This window comes from Kitasatospora sp. Root107 (genome assembly GCF_001424875.1).
GTDB lineage: Bacteria > Actinomycetota > Actinomycetes > Streptomycetales > Streptomycetaceae > Kitasatospora.
On the sequence record NZ_LMCT01000023.1, the window covers coordinates 282,441 to 299,097 of the forward strand.

General features: G+C 71.3%; 17 protein-coding genes. 6 read left to right on the forward strand and 11 right to left on the reverse strand.

Going from position 1 to position 16,657, the window contains the following annotated elements; genetic code table 11:
* Positions 1-28: 28 nt before the first annotated feature.
* Both ASC99_RS21340 and ASC99_RS21345 read left to right on the forward strand, forming a co-directional pair.
* Positions 29-754, forward strand: coding sequence for a FadR/GntR family transcriptional regulator (locus tag ASC99_RS21340; RefSeq protein ID WP_057234433.1), 726 nt, complete (start codon positions 29-31; stop codon positions 752-754).
* A 62-nt stretch (positions 755-816) separates the two neighbouring features.
* On the forward strand, positions 817-2,046 hold the full coding sequence (locus ASC99_RS21345) for an MFS transporter (RefSeq protein WP_057234435.1): 1,230 nt from the start codon (positions 817-819) through the stop codon (positions 2,044-2,046).
* A gap of 165 nt (positions 2,047-2,211) precedes the next feature.
* Here ASC99_RS21345 and ASC99_RS21350 read toward each other — a convergent pair whose 3' ends face one another.
* From ASC99_RS21350 to ASC99_RS21390, 9 genes are all read right to left on the reverse strand, one after another.
* On the reverse strand, positions 2,212-2,922 hold the full coding sequence (locus ASC99_RS21350; protein ID WP_057234437.1) for an ABC transporter permease: 711 nt from the start codon (positions 2,920-2,922) through the stop codon (positions 2,212-2,214).
* Positions 2,923-2,974: 52 nt separating this feature from the next.
* Positions 2,975-3,892, reverse strand: coding sequence for an ABC transporter ATP-binding protein (locus tag ASC99_RS21355; protein WP_057234439.1), 918 nt, complete (start codon positions 3,890-3,892; stop codon positions 2,975-2,977).
* Between the two features lie 9 nt (positions 3,893-3,901).
* Entirely contained in the window at positions 3,902-4,804 is a 903-nt protein-coding gene (locus ASC99_RS21360) for an ABC transporter permease (RefSeq protein ID WP_057234441.1), read from the reverse strand.
* On the reverse strand, positions 4,788-5,744 hold the full coding sequence (locus ASC99_RS21365; RefSeq protein WP_057234443.1) for an ABC transporter ATP-binding protein: 957 nt from the start codon (positions 5,742-5,744) through the stop codon (positions 4,788-4,790). The genes ASC99_RS21360 and ASC99_RS21365 overlap by 17 nt, the downstream gene beginning before the upstream one ends.
* 130 nt (positions 5,745-5,874) lie before the next feature.
* Entirely contained in the window at positions 5,875-6,801 is a 927-nt protein-coding gene (locus ASC99_RS21370; RefSeq protein WP_057234444.1) for a hypothetical protein, read from the reverse strand.
* Positions 6,798-7,676 carry a hypothetical protein gene (locus ASC99_RS21375; RefSeq protein ID WP_057241170.1) on the reverse strand — a complete coding sequence of 293 codons (879 nt, stop codon included), beginning with the start codon at positions 7,674-7,676 and terminating at the stop codon, positions 6,798-6,800. The genes ASC99_RS21370 and ASC99_RS21375 overlap by 4 nt, the downstream gene beginning before the upstream one ends.
* A complete protein-coding gene (locus ASC99_RS21380; protein ID WP_057234448.1) occupies positions 7,673-8,479 on the reverse strand; it encodes a hypothetical protein in 807 nt (268 codons plus the stop codon). The genes ASC99_RS21375 and ASC99_RS21380 overlap by 4 nt, the downstream gene beginning before the upstream one ends.
* Before the next feature lie 82 nt (positions 8,480-8,561).
* On the reverse strand, positions 8,562-9,389 hold the full coding sequence (locus ASC99_RS21385) for a hypothetical protein (protein ID WP_157531661.1): 828 nt from the start codon (positions 9,387-9,389) through the stop codon (positions 8,562-8,564).
* A 421-nt stretch (positions 9,390-9,810) separates the two neighbouring features.
* Positions 9,811-10,698 carry an LLM class flavin-dependent oxidoreductase gene (locus ASC99_RS21390; RefSeq protein ID WP_057234451.1) on the reverse strand — a complete coding sequence of 296 codons (888 nt, stop codon included), beginning with the start codon at positions 10,696-10,698 and terminating at the stop codon, positions 9,811-9,813.
* Between the two features lie 62 nt (positions 10,699-10,760).
* Between ASC99_RS21390 and ASC99_RS21395 the strand changes: the two genes are divergently transcribed.
* The 4 genes from ASC99_RS21395 to ASC99_RS21410 all read left to right on the forward strand — a co-directional run bounded on the left by ASC99_RS21395 (position 10,761) and on the right by ASC99_RS21410 (position 13,066).
* Positions 10,761-11,009 carry a hypothetical protein gene (locus ASC99_RS21395; protein WP_057234453.1) on the forward strand — a complete coding sequence of 83 codons (249 nt, stop codon included), beginning with the start codon at positions 10,761-10,763 and terminating at the stop codon, positions 11,007-11,009.
* Positions 11,006-11,407, forward strand: coding sequence for a DNA-binding protein (locus ASC99_RS21400; RefSeq protein WP_057234455.1), 402 nt, complete (start codon positions 11,006-11,008; stop codon positions 11,405-11,407). Before ASC99_RS21395 ends, ASC99_RS21400 begins: the two co-directional genes overlap by 4 nt.
* 170 nt (positions 11,408-11,577) lie before the next feature.
* Positions 11,578-12,156 carry a hypothetical protein gene (locus tag ASC99_RS21405; protein WP_157531662.1) on the forward strand — a complete coding sequence of 193 codons (579 nt, stop codon included), beginning with the start codon at positions 11,578-11,580 and terminating at the stop codon, positions 12,154-12,156.
* Positions 12,157-12,223: 67 nt separating this feature from the next.
* Positions 12,224-13,066 carry an HAD family hydrolase gene (locus ASC99_RS21410; protein ID WP_057234459.1) on the forward strand — a complete coding sequence of 281 codons (843 nt, stop codon included), beginning with the start codon at positions 12,224-12,226 and terminating at the stop codon, positions 13,064-13,066.
* A 2-nt stretch (positions 13,067-13,068) separates the two neighbouring features.
* Here the strand turns inward: ASC99_RS21410 and ASC99_RS21415 are convergent, their stop codons facing one another.
* Together ASC99_RS21415 and cydC are read right to left on the reverse strand one after the other, a co-directional pair.
* On the reverse strand, positions 13,069-14,862 hold the full coding sequence (locus tag ASC99_RS21415) for a GAF domain-containing sensor histidine kinase (protein WP_057234461.1): 1,794 nt from the start codon (positions 14,860-14,862) through the stop codon (positions 13,069-13,071).
* 9 nt (positions 14,863-14,871) lie between these two features.
* Positions 14,872-16,657: thiol reductant ABC exporter subunit CydC (gene cydC, locus ASC99_RS21420; RefSeq protein WP_082598514.1), on the reverse strand; the 1,786-nt coding region annotated here is incomplete at its 5' end.

Genomic DNA, 16,657 nt, shown 5'->3' on the forward strand with positions numbered 1-16,657 from the left:
TGGCGTCCACCCGCGAGAGGAGCCCCCGATGAGCCGTGACGGACTGCAGGCCGCCGGGCGCCGTTCCCTGGTGGACGAGACGATCGAGCAGCTGCGGGAGCAGCTGAGCGCCGGCAGCTGGCCGGTCGGGGGGAAGATCCCGACCGAGCACGAGCTGGCCGAGCGGCTCGGGGTTGGGCGCAACACCGTCCGGGAGGCGATCCGGGTGCTGGCGCACGCGGGGATGCTGGTCTCCCGGCAGGGCGAGGGCACCTTCGTCCGGAGCACCAGCGACCCGGCCTCGGTGCTGCGCGGGGTGCAGCGCTCGGGCGTAAGGGACGTGCTGGAAGTCCGGGCCGCGCTGGAGACCGAGGCTGCCCGGCTGGCCGCGCTCCGGCACACCCCCGAGGACATCGCCCGGATGCGGGCCGCGCTGGCCCGGGAGGCCGAGATCATCGCCACCGAGCCCGAGCGGACCGGGCGGGAGGCCACCGTCGAGCACGACCTGGAGTTCCACACTGCCGTGGTGGAGGCTGCACACAACCCCGCGCTGACCGAGGTGTACCGCTACTTCGGCGCCTCGGTGCGCGAGTCGATGCGGGCCTCGTTCGGTGACCACGAGATGCCCGAGGTGGTGGTGGCCACCCACCAGGCCCTGGTCGACGCGATCGAGAGCGGCGACCCGGAGCTGGCCGAGGCGGCCTGCCGGGCCCTGCTGGCCGAACCGATCGGCGCCGTCGAGCAGCTGCTCGCCGCCATCGCCGCGCGGAAGTGACGACCGGCCAACTCCCGTCGTCCTGCCCGTAGTTCACCCATGCCCGGAGAGAAAACAGTCCCATGACGGTCACCCAGGCCCAGCCGGTCGCCGCACCGAAGGTCCGTACCCGCACCAGCCTCGCGCACCCCGCCCTGCTGCTGTTCGGCATCGTGCTGGTCGCGCTCAACATGCGGGCCTCGCTGGCCGCGGTCTCCCCGCTGCTCGGCGAGATCCAGCGCACCTTCGGCCTGTCCGCCACCGCGAGCGGCCTGATCACCACCGTGCCGGTGCTGTTCCAGGGCCTCGGCGCCCCGCTGACGCCCCGGCTGACCCGGCGGTTCGGCGCGGAGAAGGTGGTGCTGGGCGCGGTGCTCACGCTCGGTGCGGGCATCCTGCTCCGGGTGCTGCCCAACTCCTTCGCGCTGTACGCGGGTTGCATGGTGATCGGGGTCGCCATCGCGGTGCTGAACGTCTCGATGCCCGGTCTGGTCAAGCGCGAGTTCCCGGGCCGGGCGGCCGCCATGACCGGCGTCTACTCGACCTCGATGCTGATCGGTGCCACCCTCGCGGCAGCCGTCTCGGTGCCGCTGGAGAAGGTGTTCGGCGGCGGCTGGGAGGGTTCGCTCGGCGCCTGGTCGCTGCTCGCCCTGGTGGCAGCGGTGGCGTGGCTGCCGCAGGTGCTGAGGTCCCGTCAGGAGCGGGCCGCCGTCGCAGCGGCGCCGGTCGGGAAGCCGATCGAGGGGGTCTGGAAGTCGGGGTTGGCGTGGCAGGTGAGCGCCTTCATGGGCATCTCCTCGCTGATGGTCTACACCCTGATCGCCTGGCTGCCCACCATCCTGGTCGACCACGGGATGGCCCGGGGCGAGGCCGGGCTGGTCTTCGCGTTCAGCAACCTGGTGCAGGTGGCCGGGGCCTTCCTGGTCCCGCTGATCGCCGGCCGGATGACCCGTCAGCGCGGCCTCGCCGTCTCGATGGCCGCCCTGAACGCGACCGGCGTGGTCATCCTGCTGCTGGCCCCCGTCTCCGGCGCCTGGGTCTCCGCCACCGTGCTCGGCCTCGCCCAGGGCGGTTCGCTCGGACTGGCGCTCGCGTTCCTGGTGCTGCGGACCGACAGCGCACTCGGCGCCGCCCAGCTCGGCGGCATGTCGCAGGCGGTCGGCTACCTGGTCGCCGCAGCCGGCCCGGTCGGCGCAGGAGCGTTGCACCAGCTCACCGGCGGCTGGGAGCTGCCGCTGGCCCTGCTGCTGGTGATGGCCGTCCTGGCCGCCGCCGCAGGCTGGGGCGCGGGGCGCAACCTCGTCCTGCGCTAGGCCCTCCGGGCATCAGCCGTCTACGGTCAGGGGCTCGGGGAACTGCGAGGAGGTCTGGCGTGCGGGTCACTGCGAAAGTGCCCGACCACATCCGCACGTTGAACGCTCCTGAGGTCGGCGCCGCCGTTCCCCGGGCCCCTGGTGGTGCACCGTGTGCGCGAGCTCCTACTCGTCGGAGGAGAGCGTCAGCCCCGCGAGCTTGACGGTGGCCAGGGCGGTGGCGGCGAGCGCGACGACGATCAGCAGCGGTACCGCGACGCCGAGCGAGACCGGGGCGGTGATGACGCCGTCGGTCGCGATGGTCTTGGCGATGCTCAGGCCCCACTGCTGGATGCTCAGGGTGCGGGCGCCCTCGACGAAGTTGCCGATCAGGCTCTCCCAGACCAGCGCGTACACCAGGCCGACCACCACCGCGTTCCGGGTGACCACGCCGAGCAGCAGGAAGACGGCGCAGTACACCGCCCCGGCGACCATCGTGCCCACCGCGTAGGCGACCGCCAGGTTGTCCTGGGTGCCGACCAGGATGAACCCGGCCAGCAGGGCGGGGAGTGCGGCGAACAGCCAGGTGGTGCCGATCGCCACCGCCAGTTTGGTGGTGATGATCTTCCACCGGGGCAGCGGCTTGGCCAGCAGGTAGACGATCGAGCCGTCGTCGATCTCGGTGGCGATCGCGCCCGCCCCGATCACCAGGCCGATGATCGGCACCAGGGTGCCCAGCGAGAGCTCGCCCAGGATCTCGGTGGCCTGGGACTGCTTGTCGAGGTACCGGGTGATCAGGGAGACGACCAGCAGCAGGACCGGGGCGACCAGCAGCAGGATGCCGCGGCGGCGGCCCAGCAGGCCGCGTACGGTCAGCCTGGCGACGGTCAGGTTCACGGGGGTCAGCCTTTCGGAGCGACAGAGCGACGGGGCGTCAGGAGCCGGGGCGTCAGGACGAGACGAGGTAGGAGAAGACGCTCTCCAGCGACTCGTCGGCCGGGGAGACGGTGTACAGCCGGATGCCGGCCTCCTTGGCGACCTTCGGCAGCAGCGTGGTGAACTGCGGGAAGTTGATCGCCTGGATGCGCAACGCCTTCTCGTGCCAGTCGAGTTCGATACCGGCGGTGGAGCTGTCCGCGATCAGGGCGGCGGCCAGCCTGCGGTCGTCGCTGGAGCGGACCAGGTAGCGGTGCGGCCGGTCCGTCATCAGCCGGCGGATCTTCCGGAAGTCGCCGGAGGCGGCGTGCCGTCCGGCCACCACCACCTCGATGTGCCGGGCCAGTTGCTCGACCTCCTCCAGGATGTGCGAGGAGAACAGCACGGTACGGCCGTCGGCACCGAACTGGCGGAGCAGCTCCATCAGCTGGAGCCGCTGACGCGGGTCCATGCCGTTGAACGGCTCGTCCAGCAGTAGTACGGCCGGATCGTGGACCAGCGCGGAGGCCATCTTGACCCGCTGCTTCATGCCCTTGGAGTAGGTGCCGGTCTTCCGGTCCTGCGCGTACTTCATCTCGACCAGGCCGATGGCCCGCTCGGCGGCGGCGCCCGGGTCGGCCAGTCCGTGCAGCTCGGCGTTGGCCAGCACGAACTCCCAGCCCGTCAGGTAGTCGTACATCGACTCCCGCTCGGGCACCAGGCCGATCTGCCGGTAGACCTGCTGGTTGCGCCAGATCGGCGCGCCGTCCAGGGTGACCGACCCGGAGGACGGGGCCAGGAAGCCGCTCATCATGTGGATCAGGGTGGACTTGCCCGCGCCGTTGGGGCCGAGCAGCCCGGTGACGCCCGGGCCGATCTCCATGGTGACGTCGTTGACGGCGACCACGTTGCCGAACCAGCGGGAGACCTTGTCGATGGTGATGACTGCCATGACGACCTCTCAGATGTTCCGGTAGCGGCGCAGCAGCAGCCAGTACGAGCCGCCGGTCAGCACGGCGGTCTCCAGAGCGAAGACGGCGATGCCGATCCCGCCGGGAGCGTGCAACGAGCCGCCCGTGGTGATCGAGAACATCTCGTTGACCAGACCGTGGACGACGGTGCTCGGCGAGAGCAGGGCCGCCCAGTTGGCGGACTCCGGGGCCGGGCCGACGCCGCTGCTGAGGCCGTACACGATGCCGACCAGCGGGATGCTGACGAACATCACGCCCATGATGGCCGCGACGCCGAAGCCGCGGCGCGGGGTGGCGGCGGCGATCAGCAGGCCGATCGCGGAGTAGAGCACCGAGTAGAGCAGCGCGGCGAACAGGCCCTGGGCGAACTGCCCGGTGTTCTCGCCGAACGGCAGCCCGGCCAGCAACGCGCCCAGGTACAGCAGCACCAGCGGCACCGTCATCAGCAGCATCAGCGCGGCGGCCATCGCGAGGAAGCGCGCCTGGACGTAGTCGGTCCGGGTGATCGGCCGGGAGAAGTACAGCGGCACGGTGTTGTGCCGGAGGTCCCGGGACATCAGCACCGGGGCCTGTGCGGCCAGGAACATCAGCACGAAGATCCCCATCACCGACAGGGAGATGTAGTCCGCGTACCCCACCGAGAGCTTGTCCAACTTCATGATGATCGCGACCGCCACGATGACCAGCGCGGGCAGCGCCAGTGCGGCGGCCACCAGCATCGGCAGCACCTTGGACTTGCCGGAGCGGCCCAGGCCGTACGCAGCGCGCAGGCCCTGGACGAACAACGCTCCGGTGGCGTAGCCGCGGCCGAGGCGGGGGCCCTGGTAGCCGCGGTAGCCGATGTTGTGGATGACTCCGCTGTCGGGCGCGGTGTCGTTAGGAGGCAGCGGCATCGGAGGGCCCTCCCGTCTCGGTGGCGAAGATCTCGGCGACCCGGTGGCGGCGCTGCTCCAGCCGGACCAGGCCGAGGCCGAGGTCGGCCACGGTGTCCCGGATGGTGTCGTAGGTGTCGTCGTCCTCGAGCTGCACCAGCATGATCTTGGTGCCGTCGGTACGGGCCGACAGGCCGGCGGCGGTGAGCCGCGCCAGGACGGCCGCCTCGGCGTCGAAGCCCGGCTCGTCCGGACGGTCCGTCACCTCGACCGCGATCAGCTGGGTCACCTCGGTGAACGAGGCGGTGGAGGAGGACCGCAGCAGCCGGCCGCCGTCGATCACCACCAGGTGGTCGCAGGTGCGCTCCAGCTCGCCGAGCAGGTGGGTGGTGACCAGCACCGAGATGCCGAAGTCGGTGTACACCCGGCGGATCAGCGCCAGCATCTCGTCCCGGCCGACCGGGTCGAGGCCGTTGGTCGGCTCGTCCAGCAGCACCAACTTGGGGTCGTGCACCAGAGCCTGAGCCAGCTTCACCCGCTGCTTCATGCCGGTCGAGTAACCGCCCATCGGGCGGTACCGCTCCTCGTAGAGGCCGACGTGGCGCAGCGTGTCGGCGGTGCGCTCACGGGCGGCGGCGGCCGGCAGGCCGGACATCCGGGCCATGTGCACCACGAACTCGGTCGCCGAGACGTCGGGCGGCAGGCAGTCGTGCTCGGGCATGTAGCCGACCTGCTCGCGGATGGCCGAGCCCTCGGTGGCGATGTCCAGGCCGAGCACCTGGCCCGTCCCCGAGGTGGCCGGGGCCAGCCCGAGCAGGATCTTGATGAGTGTGGACTTGCCCGCCCCGTTCGCCCCTACCAGGCCGACCACACCGGGCTGCACCTCTACGGTGAGCTGGTCCAGCGCGGTGACCCGGGGGAACTTCTTGGTGAGGCCGTCCGTCTTGATGACAGTGGACACAGGCCCAACCTAGCGGGCACCCCTACCGGGCGGCATGAGCTGGGATGACGAGGTCCAACTAGCCCTGCAGGATGACGCGCAGCGGCCCGACCCCTAGGGGTTGCCAGGGGGTCGGGCCGCTGATCTGCCGTCAGTTCAGCAGATCGCTCTGCAGAATCGCCACCTGCCTGAACGCCTGGGACGGCACGCCGTTCGGGTTGGTCAGCACGATCAGGCCGACCACGTCGCCACTCTGCAGGTAGACGGCGCGGCCGACCGGCACGTTGGCTGCACCGGCCGTCGTCTTGGTGAACTTCACCGACGACTTCAGGTCCAGGACGCTGTTCAGCGACAGCGTGGCGTGCTCCAGGCCGGCCGGCTCCTTGAGCTCGCCGCTGCTCATCTTCACGTGAAACGCGCCCGCCTCGGTCTCGGACCCGAACTTGAGCAACCAGGTCTCGGCCCGGGTGCCGTCCGCCGCGGTCCAGACCCGGCGGGCCGCGCCACGGCAGGCGTTCTCGTCCAGCAACTCCTTGAGCTTGACCGGGTCCTTGTCGAGCTGGGCGTAGTCCTCGCAGGACTTCCAGTCCGCCGGTGCGGCGGGCTGACCCGGCGCCGGGGCGGGCGAGACGGTCCCGCCGACCGGGGCCGGCAGCAACAGCAGCCGCAGGTCGGCGTGGTGACGGTGCTTCGCCTCGGTCGCGCCCGGCGACGGCTTGCCGGACGGGAGCGGCGGGAGCGCCAGGGGCTGGAAGACGTACCGGCCGTCGTTCGGGGTCTCCAGGCCGGGCAGGTCGGTCCGCTCCACCGAGGTCATCGCGAATCCGGCGGCGGTGCCGGTGAGCAGCACCACCAGCGCGGCGGCCGCCCAGCGCACCTTGATCCGACGGCGGGGCCGACGGGCCTGCTCCTCCGCCACCGCCTCGGGCGGCAGCGCCCAGGCGTCGATCTCGACCGGGCCGGTGGCGGTTCCGGGCTCTGTGGTTCCGGGCTCGGCTGCTTCGGGTGCCGCTGCGGGCTCGGGCGCGGTCGTCGGCTGCGGCGGGACCGGGGTGGTGGTCTCGGTCTGATCGGTCATACGGACGCTCCCGGGCGGGCCAGCCGGTCGAGCTGCTGGCTGAAGAGGTTCACGGCCTTGTCCTTGGGCAGCGGGGCGATCCCCTCCACCTCCATCTCGATCCGGAGGTCACCCTCCGCCGCCGAGCAGACCAGGCGGTCGATCTTGTCCCCCGGAGCGGCGTGCGGGAGGAAGCAGCTCGCCTGCTCGTGCCCCGGCACCTTCGGCCCGAGCCGGAACAGCCCGGAGTCCGAGGCCAGCACACTGGCCCAGGCCGCGTCGGCCTTGACCGCGTCCTGGTGGTACTGGAGCAGCCAGACCGTCGCCACGTAGTCGCCGGACGGCGCGATGAAGGTACGAACGCCACCGCCCTTCAGCGGCGCGCCCTCCCACTCCTTGCGGAGCGCGTCCTGGAGCTTCTTCGGCAAGCCACGGATCTGGTCCTCGACCCAGCTCTTGCGCTGGTCCTCGGTCAGCTCGGTGTCGTTGCCGTAGGCGCCCGCATCCGGCCCCAGCCGGTACTGCTCCGGCATCGGGAGCAGCAGCTCGCGCATCGAACCGAAGTGCGTGCCATTGGACTTGGCGCCGAAGGCGGGCGAGGCGCTCGCGCTCGGCGGAGCCGAGGGAGCGGCCACCGCGACCGGCGCGGTGTCCTCGTCCTGGTACTGCGTGCGCAGGATGCCGACGCCGATGCCCACCCCGAGCACAGCGGCCGCCACCACGGCGGCGCCCACCCGCAGGGCCGGGTTCATCGCCCGTCGCGGAGCGGCCGGCTGGTGGTCCGCTCGGGCGTCCGTCTGGCCATCCGTCTGACCGTCCGCCTGCGCGTCCGTCTGGGCCGGCGGCGGCAGTTCGGGCTGCTGCTCGTCGGACGGGGGTGTCTCGGTCATGCTCATACCAGTCGCTCCCACTGCCGCTTGGCGACATCCTTGAGCTCGTCCGCATTGACCTGGGTGGGCGAGTGCACGCTGACCCGCATCACCAGGTCACCCCGCCTGGCCAACGCCGCCCCGTAGTAGTACTGCTCGGTGCTCTCGGCGTAGTTGTACGCCTTGGTCGGCGTCACGTACGTGCCACTGGCCGTGCCGGGCAACGGAGTTGTCGATCCATAGCCGTACCCGCTGAACGCTGCCGCCTCGGCCGAGCCCGCCCAGTCGGACTGGTACTGGACCAGCTCCACCCGCCAGAGGACCTTGTCCTTGCGCCAGGTGACGGCCGCATCCCGGCGGAAGCCGTCTCGGAGCAGCCGACGGAAGACGTCGTCGGCCTCGCTGAACGACATCGCGTTCTCACCGGCACTGAGCCAGCCGCTGTCGTCGCCGCGACCGTAGTTGTCCCACTCCTCGGTGCCGTCCGGCCTGGAGATCAGCAGCTTGCGCAGGTCGCCGTCGATCCCCAGCGGCTTCAGCGTCCCGTCGGCCGCCGCCTTCTCGTCCGCCGGAGCGGTCGGGTACTGCGGCGCGGCAACCTCCAGCCCGGGCAGTGCGGTGGCCGGCCTGGCTGCCTGAACGGCGTAGCCGACCGACCCGCCCAGCAACGGACCCACCAGCAGTGCGGCCAGCAGCAGCTTCCCGGTGCCCAGCGGGCGACGCGGGGTCGCCGGAGGCAGCTCCTCGGTGCCCGCCGCCAGCAGCTCGGTCTGACCGAACTCGCCTGCCTGGTCCGGGATCTGACCGATTTCGGGCTGGTCGGCGTCCACTGCCGGCCCTGCTGTCGGTCCGGTCACCGGATTCGGCGCATCGGCCTGCCCGACGATGTCGGGCTCAGGAGAAATATCGGACTCAGCCACCGGAGTTCAGCCTTTCCCGCTGACGCTTCATCGCATCCTGGAGCGGCGCCTTGTCGGGCGTGCCCTTCACCAGGACGGTGATCTCGTACTCGACGTCGCCCAGGCTCGAGATGCCGACCAGCCTTCCGGTCCACGCCTCCTGCTTGGGCTTCAACAGGATGCCCTTGCCCTTGGAGTCGCCGTCGATGTCGAACTCCTGGGCGTCCTTGAAGCTCATGCCGTCCGCGAACCTGCGGGCGTCCGCCGCCGACTTGAACCGCAGCATCCGGACCTCGACCTCCTGCTGGCCGTCAGCGGTGCGGTAGCGACGGGTCGCCCCCTCCTTGAAGCCGAGGTAGTTGAGACTCTCCTCACCGGCCGAGTCGCTCTCGAAGTCCTTCTTCACCTCGTCCCGCCCGACCTCGACCCCGTCGGCCGAGCCGTAGGACTCGGCACCGGCGGGCATCGGGAGCAGGAAAAACCGCAGGTCGCCGCCGTGCGTGTTGCCGTTCACGGTGCCGTGCAGAGTGCTGACCGGGGACGGCACCTGAGTGGGCGTCGGGGTCGGCGTGGGAGTGGGTGACGGCGTCGCACTCGGGCTCGGACTCGCGCTGCCACTCGCCGTGGGCGCGGCAGCGACGGTGTGCGGCTTCCGGTCCGGCTTGCCGATCGCCACCGTGACGGTGGCGCTGGCAGCGGTCACCGCGAGCAGCCCGGTGACCGTCAGCGCGACCACCACCGCGCGCGGCAGCTTCCTGGCGACCGGCTCCTGCACCAGCCCGGACTCGACCTCAACCTCGGCAGTCGGCTCTGGCAGTGGCTCGGGTACGGGCTCCGGCACCGATTCGGGCACGCTTATCGGCGCGCTCTCAGGCGCGTTCTCAGGCGCGTTCTCAGGCGCAGACAAGGGACTCCCCCGGAAGGAACGGAACGCGCGCCGCTCCCCCGCCGGGGCGCTCATTTCGCCCCCGCCAAAGCCGACTGTCACGTGTGTCAGCAGAATTATGAGAGGCCATTGCCCCCACCGCCAACACAGTTCCGCCAGACACTCCACCGCAATGCCGAACCAATCGGACACGTCGTGATCGAACCGCAACGGGCCCGACGCAGCCGCTTGGTCATTTCGTCGGCCGAAGGAAGCGTCACGGCACGGTCAGGCCACCGCCCTCGCGCAGTCCCGCGTGGACACCGCCCCCATTGAGGCCCTCACCGCGCCCGGACCCGGGCGGGCACCGACCGGCTCGGCACCCGCCCGGAACGGCTCAACTCAGCTGGGCGAGACCCTCGGTGGCGATCCGTTCGAAGACCGCGACGTCATTGGCGAAGATCGAGTCCGGCACCGGCCAGTGGATCACCAGCTCCGTCATGCCCAACTCCCGGTAGGTACCGGCCCAGTCGACGAAGGCATCCAGCGAGGCGAGCGGCTTCTCCGCCGTCGATCCCTGCAGCAGTACTTTCTCCAGCTCGCCGACCTCCCTGCCCTGTGCCTCGCAGGCCGCCGCCAGCTTGGCCAGCTGCGCCGCGATCACCGCAGGTGCCTGCTCCGCCGGCACCGCCGCCGGCCCCTTCGGGTCGCCGTACGTCACCCATCCCTGTCCGAACTCGGCCGCCAGCCGCATCCCGCGCGGCCCGGCCGCCGCGACGTAGAACGGCACCCGGGGTCGCTGCACGCAGCCCGGGATGTTCCGCGCCTCGACCGCCGAGTAGTACGTGCCGCTCTCGGTGGTGGCGTCCTGCGTGAGCAGCCGGTCGAGCAGCGGCAGGAACTCACCGAACCGGTCCGCCCGCTCCTTCGACGACCAGGCCTCCTGCCCCATCGCAGTGGCGTCGAACCCGATCCCTCCGGCCCCGATCCCGACCGTCACCCGCCCACCCGAGATGTCGTCCAGCGACACCAACTCCTTGGCCAGCGTGACCGGATGACGGAAGTTCGGCGAGGTGACCAGTGTGCCGAGCCTGATCCGCTCGGTCGCGGTCGCGGCGGCGGTGAGGGTCGGCACCGCCCCGAACCACGGCTCGTCCCGGAACGACCGCCAGGAAAGGTGGTCATAGGTGTACGCGGCATGGAACCCGAGGTCCTCGGCCCGCCGCCAGATCTTCTGCCCCTCGCTCCACCGGTGGATGGGGAGGATCACCGTACTCAGTCGCATGGCATCGACCCTATGCCGCCGAAGGAGCCCCGGTTCGGCGCTTACCGCAGTATGCTTCTCGCATGGCAGCTACTACCCGCATCACGGTCACCCTGCCGACGGAGCAGGTCGCCGAACTCAAGAAGCTTACGAACAACGTCTCCGGCTACGTGGCTGAGGCCGTGGCCCGCCAGATCCGACACCAGCTACTCAGCGAGGAGCTGCGCCGCTACGAGGACGAGCACGGTGCCTTCACCGACGAGGAGCTCGCCGCCGCGCAGGCCAGGATTTTCGGATCGGCCGAGCCTGAGAGTGCGGCGGACGCTGCGTGAGCAACGGACTTGAGACCGTCGTGCTTGACTCTCAGGGGCTGTCCTCGTGGATCTCGCAGGAGCGCGCCACGCTGGCCATGATCCGGTCCTTCCACTCGATGGCAGCCGATCTCGTGGTCTGCGCCAACACGATCGTGGAAGTCACGCACGCGAGAGTGAATACGGCCCGGCTGAACCGGGTGCTCTCGCAGGTCAAGGTCGAGGCGGTCACCGAACAGGCCGCACGAGCCTCGGCCGAGTTGCTGAAGCAAGTCGGCCTGCACGGCCACAAGTACGCGATCGACGCGACCGTCGCCGAGATGGCGCTCCGCCAGCCGGGACCGGTAGCCATGCTCACCTCGGACATCGACGACATGGCGAAGCTCTGCGGCAACCGAGTACGGCTCATCGCGATCTGAGCCGTAGCGCGGACCACGTTCCCGGCGAGCGTTTCCGCAGCTCAGGCCGTAGCAGGTGAACGAGGATCTGGGGGCCGGGCGCGTGGCGTCGGAGCGAGTGGGTAGCCTGTCGGGTCGTCAGTGACGAGCCGGGTGCACCGGCGTTGATCGAGCATGGGGGAACCATCGATATGTCAGCTCGTAGGCTGCTCACGGGGGTTGCGGTCGTTTCGGCCGTCGTCATCGGTCTGACCGGGTGCCAGAAGCACTCGACGCGCGGGAGCAGCAGCAGTAACAACAACGTGCAGGCTCCGGCGGCCAGCAGCACGCCGCCGCAGACTCCGGTGGAGAAGACCACCGCAGCCCCGACCCCGTCGGCGAGCAGCTCGTCCGACGATCCGGACGGGGCCGGGAGCTGCACCACCCCCGCGCCGAAGACCGGCCGGAAGTACGTCCAGGCGGTGAAGCCGCCGAAGCAGGACACCCTGTACGTGAAGGACGCCAAGTTCGTCTGCGACCCCAACGACGGCCACTACGCGGGTGCCGGCGCCGAGAAGACGTACGGCTTCGCGGCGAAGGTGAAGGCCCAGGTCGCCAACGGCCCGGGCACCGTGAAGACGGTGCCCGTCGGTGAGCTGTGGCAGCACATCGGCGACTGCCTGCTCGGCGTGGAGGTGCAGGACCCGGCCAGCTGCTCCGGCGGCATCTACGAGATCGCGCTGGACGGCACCGGAAAGATCACCGAGATCAAGGAGATCTGGCACCCCTGACCGGGCCCGATCACCAGGTGCCGTCCCGGGCGGCGGCGGATCAGGCCGGGTGAGCGAAGATGGAGCGGTGACTTCCACCGCCTCCCGCCCGCTCCCCCGCCTGATCGCCACCGACCTGGACGGCACCCTGCTCTGCCCCGGCGGTGGCGTCTCGCCCCGGACCGCAGCCGCACTGACCGCCGCCGAGCGGGCGGGTGTCCAGGTGGTCTTCGTGACGGGCCGGCCACCGCGGTGGATGGAACAGGTCAGCGCGCACATCGGCGGGCACGGGGTGGCGATCTGCTCGAACGGCGGCGCGGTGGTCGACGTCCGGCGGGGCGAGCTGCTGCGGACCTACCCGCTGGCGGCGGCGGACGCGCTGAAGGTGGTGGGCCTGCTCCGGGCCGAGCTGCCCGGCTCGGCGTTCGCCTTCGAGTTCCCCGGCGGCTTCGCCCGGGAGGCCGAGTACCAGCTGCGGATGTGGGGTTCGGACGAGCCGCACGCGGTGGCGTCGGCCGAACTGCTGCTCGCCGACGAGCAGGTCCAGGGCCTGTTCAAACTGCTGGTCAAGCACCCGGAGTTGGACCCGGACGCCTTCCTCGGCAAGGCCCGTGAGGTGGCCGGTCGGTACGTCGAGATCACCCGGTCCTCACCGTTCGCCCTGCTGGAGATCAGTGCGCTCGGCGTCACCAAGGCGTCCACGCTGGCGGACTGGTGCCACGCCCAGGGCATCGACCGGAGCGAGGTGGTGGCCTTCGGCGACATGCCCAACGACCTGGAGATGCTGGCCTGGGCGGGCTCGGCGTACGCCGTCGCCAACGCGCACCCGGAGGTGCTGGCCGCCGTGGCGCAGCACACCGTCAGCAACGAGCACGACGGGGTGGCGGCGGTGCTGGAGCGGCTGTTGGGACTCGAACCCCTCAGCAGCTGAGCTCAGAGCCGGGCCGACCAGCGGACCCGGGTGCCCTTGCCGTCCGGTCCCGGCTCGTTCCAGGCCGCGCCGCCCAGGGTCTCGGCGCGACGGGTGAGGTTGCGCAGACCGCTGCGGCGGCCACCGTCCGGGATGCCGACGCCGTCGTCGGTGACCGTGAGCAGTACCCCCGGCCAGCCGGGGCGGTCGTACGCGTCCGGGTCGCCGGAGATCGGGTGCCCCTCGGCGTCCAGGTGCACGGTGGCGTCGATCTCCACGCCGACCCGGGAGGCCCGGGCGTGCCGGGCCACGTTGGAGAGCATCTCCCGTAGTGCGGCCAGGAGTTGACGGCCACTCTTCTCGCCGACCAGGCTCTCGACCGGCCCCATGAAGGTCATCGAGGGCTTGAAGCCGAGCGCGGCGGCAGCCTGGCTGCCCTCGCGGAGCACCCGGGTGCGCAGGGTGTCGGGTTCGTCGCCATGGTCGTCGTGCTGGAGCGCGTAGATGGTGGTGCGGACTTCCTGGATGGTCGCGTCGAGTTCGTCGACGGCCTTGCCGATGCCGGTCTTGACCTCGGGGACCAGGGCACGGCGCGCAGCACCTTCGAGCATCATGCCGGTGGCGAACAGCCGTTGGATGACCAGGTCGTGCAGGTCCCGGGCGATCCGGTCGCGGTCCTGGAAGACCGCCAGGCGCTGCTGGTCGCGCTGGCCCTCGGCGAGCCGGAGGGCCAGCGCGGACTGTGAGGCGAACGCCTCGGCGAGCTGCTTCTCGGAGTCTGTGAACGGCGGTGCGCCCTGGCTGCGCCAGACGCAGAGGCCGCCGAGCACCCGGCCGGCCGCGATCATCGGGACGGCCATCGAGGCACCGAACAACTTGGCCAACCGGATCACCACGTCCGGGTCGCTCGCCATGTCGTCGATGTAGACGCTCTCGCCCCGGAGCAGCTGGGCCGCGAAGCTGGTGGGGGGCAGCAGCTCCCCCCGGACGAACTCGGCCTTCTCGCCGGAGGCGTGGGCCACCCGCATCTGCCCGTCGCCGGTGGGGAGCAGGATCATGCCGAGGGCGGCGTCGGCGAGTTCGCGGACCTGCTCGGCCGCGACGGTCAGCGCGACCTGGGCCCGGTCGGTGGAGAGCAGCGCGGTGGTGACGGCGGAGGCACCGGCGATCCAGCGTTCGCGACGCCTGCCCTCCTCGTAGAGGCGGGAGTTCTCGATCGCGACCCCGGCGGCCGCCGCCAGCGCGTGCACCACCTGGGCGTCCTCGGGGGTGAAGGCTCCGGAGGTGGTCCGCTTCTCGGTGAGGTAGAGGTTGCCGAACACCTCGCCGCGAACCCGGATCGGTTCGCCGATGAAGGACTTCATGGGTGGGTGGGCAGCGGGGAATCCGGTGGACCGGGGGTCGGCGGAGAGGTCGGTCAGGCGGAGCGACTCGGGGTGGTCGATCAGTACGCCCAGGATGCCGCGCCCACTGGGGAGTTGACCGATCCTGGCGGCGGTCTCGTCGTCGATGCCGATGTGGATGAAGTCGGAGAGCCCGTCCGCGTGCGGGGAGATCACGCCGAGCGCGGCGTACTTGGCGTCGACCAGCTCGGCGGCGGCGGTGGCGATCCGCTGGAGGGTGGCGTGCAGGTCGAGCCCGGCGCCGACCGAGACCACGGCTTCGAGCAGCCGCTGCATCCGGTCGGTGACGGCGGCGGCGGACTGGAGGCGTTCGGAGACCTCGGTGACCAGGGTGTCCAGGCCCAGCGACGCGATCTCGGGGACGCGGTGGGGGGTGGGCTCGCCGGTGTTGTTCGGGTCGGACTGGGTCTCCATGGGACGAGCCTAGTTTGTGGTGGTTTGGAGGGGTGGTTGCGGCTGTTCGGTGGTGTGGCGGGCGGTGGGGACGAACGCTGGGGTCGATCCCAGGTCGGCGAGCTGTTCGCGGCGCCAGGTGGCGGCGAAGGCGGTGCCCGGGTCGGCGGTGAGTTCGGACCAGGTGCCGCGTTCGACGATCCGGCCCTGGTCGAGGACCAGGATCTCGTCCACCGCGTCCAGGCCGGCCAGCCGGTGGGTGATCAGGAGGGTGGTCCGGCCGGTGGTGGCGGCCAGCAGGTCGGCGGTGAGCGCGTCCGCGGTGGGGAGGTCGAGGTGCTCGGCGGGCTCGTCCAGGATCAGGATCGGGAAGTCGGCGAGCAGCGCCCGGGCCAGCGCGAGGCGCTGGCGCTGGCCGCCGGAGAGCCGGGCCCCGTGCTCGCCGACCATGGTGTCCAGGCCGTCCGGGAGGGTCTGCACCCAGGAGAGCAGACGGGCCGAGGAGAGTGCGTCGGCCAGCTCCCGGTCGGTGGCGGCGGGAGCGGCCAGGCGGAGGTTCTCGCGGAGCGAGCTGTCGAAGATGTGGGCGTCCTGGGCGCACAGGCCGACCGAGCGGCGGACCTGGTCGGACGGAATCGTCCGAGTGTCCACAGGCTGTGGACAGTGGAGCGCGACGCTCCCGGCACTGGGGTCGAGGAAGCGGAGCAGGGTGTGGGCGAGGGTGGTCTTGCCGGAGCCGGACGGGCCGATGACGGCGATCCGCCGGCCCGGGGTGAGGTCGAGGTCGATGCCGTGGATCGCGTCGGCGCTGCGGCCGGGCCAGCGGGCGGAGAGCTGGTGGGTCGTCAGATGAGCCGTCGGGGCCCGCTCGGCGGAGGCGGTGGGCTCGACGACGGCCGGTTCGGTGAGCAGGAGCTCATCGAGCCGGTCCGAGGCGGCCTTGCTGCGGGCCCGGGCCTGGACGGCGGTGGGCATGCCGGTGACGGCTTCGAAGGCCGCGAGCGGCAGCAGGATCACCAGGGCGAGGCAGACGCCGGGCAGCGCACCGGAGCTGACGGCGTGTACGCCGACGGCTGCGGCGGCGGTGACGGTGAGTCCGGTCAGCGCGGTGGTCAGCCCGGTGGAGGCGGCCAGGGTGGCGGCCGAGCGGGCGGCGAGGGTGGTGAGGCGGCCGTCGGCGGCGTGGGCGGTGCGGAGGCGGGCTGGGAGGGCGCCGGCGACGGTGAGTTCGGCGGTGCCGGTGAGGGTGTCGACCACGGAGGCCGTCAAGTCACCTCGGGCCGGGGCCTGTTGGCGTTCGGTACGGGCCGAGAGGCGGGTGGCGAGGGCCGGTACGACGGCTCCGGCGAGGAGCAGTCCGAGGGCCAGGACGGCGCCGGCGGCGGGGAGGAAGGCGGCCAGCGCGAGGGAGGAGAGCACCGAGACGGTGACGGCGATCGCGGCCGGGAGCTTCCAGCGGAGGTAGTGGTCCTGGATCGCGTCGACGTCCGAGACCAGACGGGAGAGCAGGTCGCCCCGGCGGAAGGCCGGGAGGGCAGTGGGCGCGAGCAGTTCGAGGCGACGGTAGACGGTGGTGCGGATCGCGCCGAGGGCGCGGAGCACCGCGTCGTGGGAGACCAGGCGTTCGGCGTAGCGGAAGACGCTGCGGCCGATGCCGAAGGCTCGGACGGAGGTGACGGCCATCATCAGGTAGAGCACCGGGGGCATCTCGGAGGCGTACGAGATGAGCCAGCCGGAGGTGGCCATCAGGGCTACGGCGCAGGTGAGGGCGAGGGTGCCGAGGGTTGTCGCGAGGGCTAGGCGGGGGGTGGTGGGG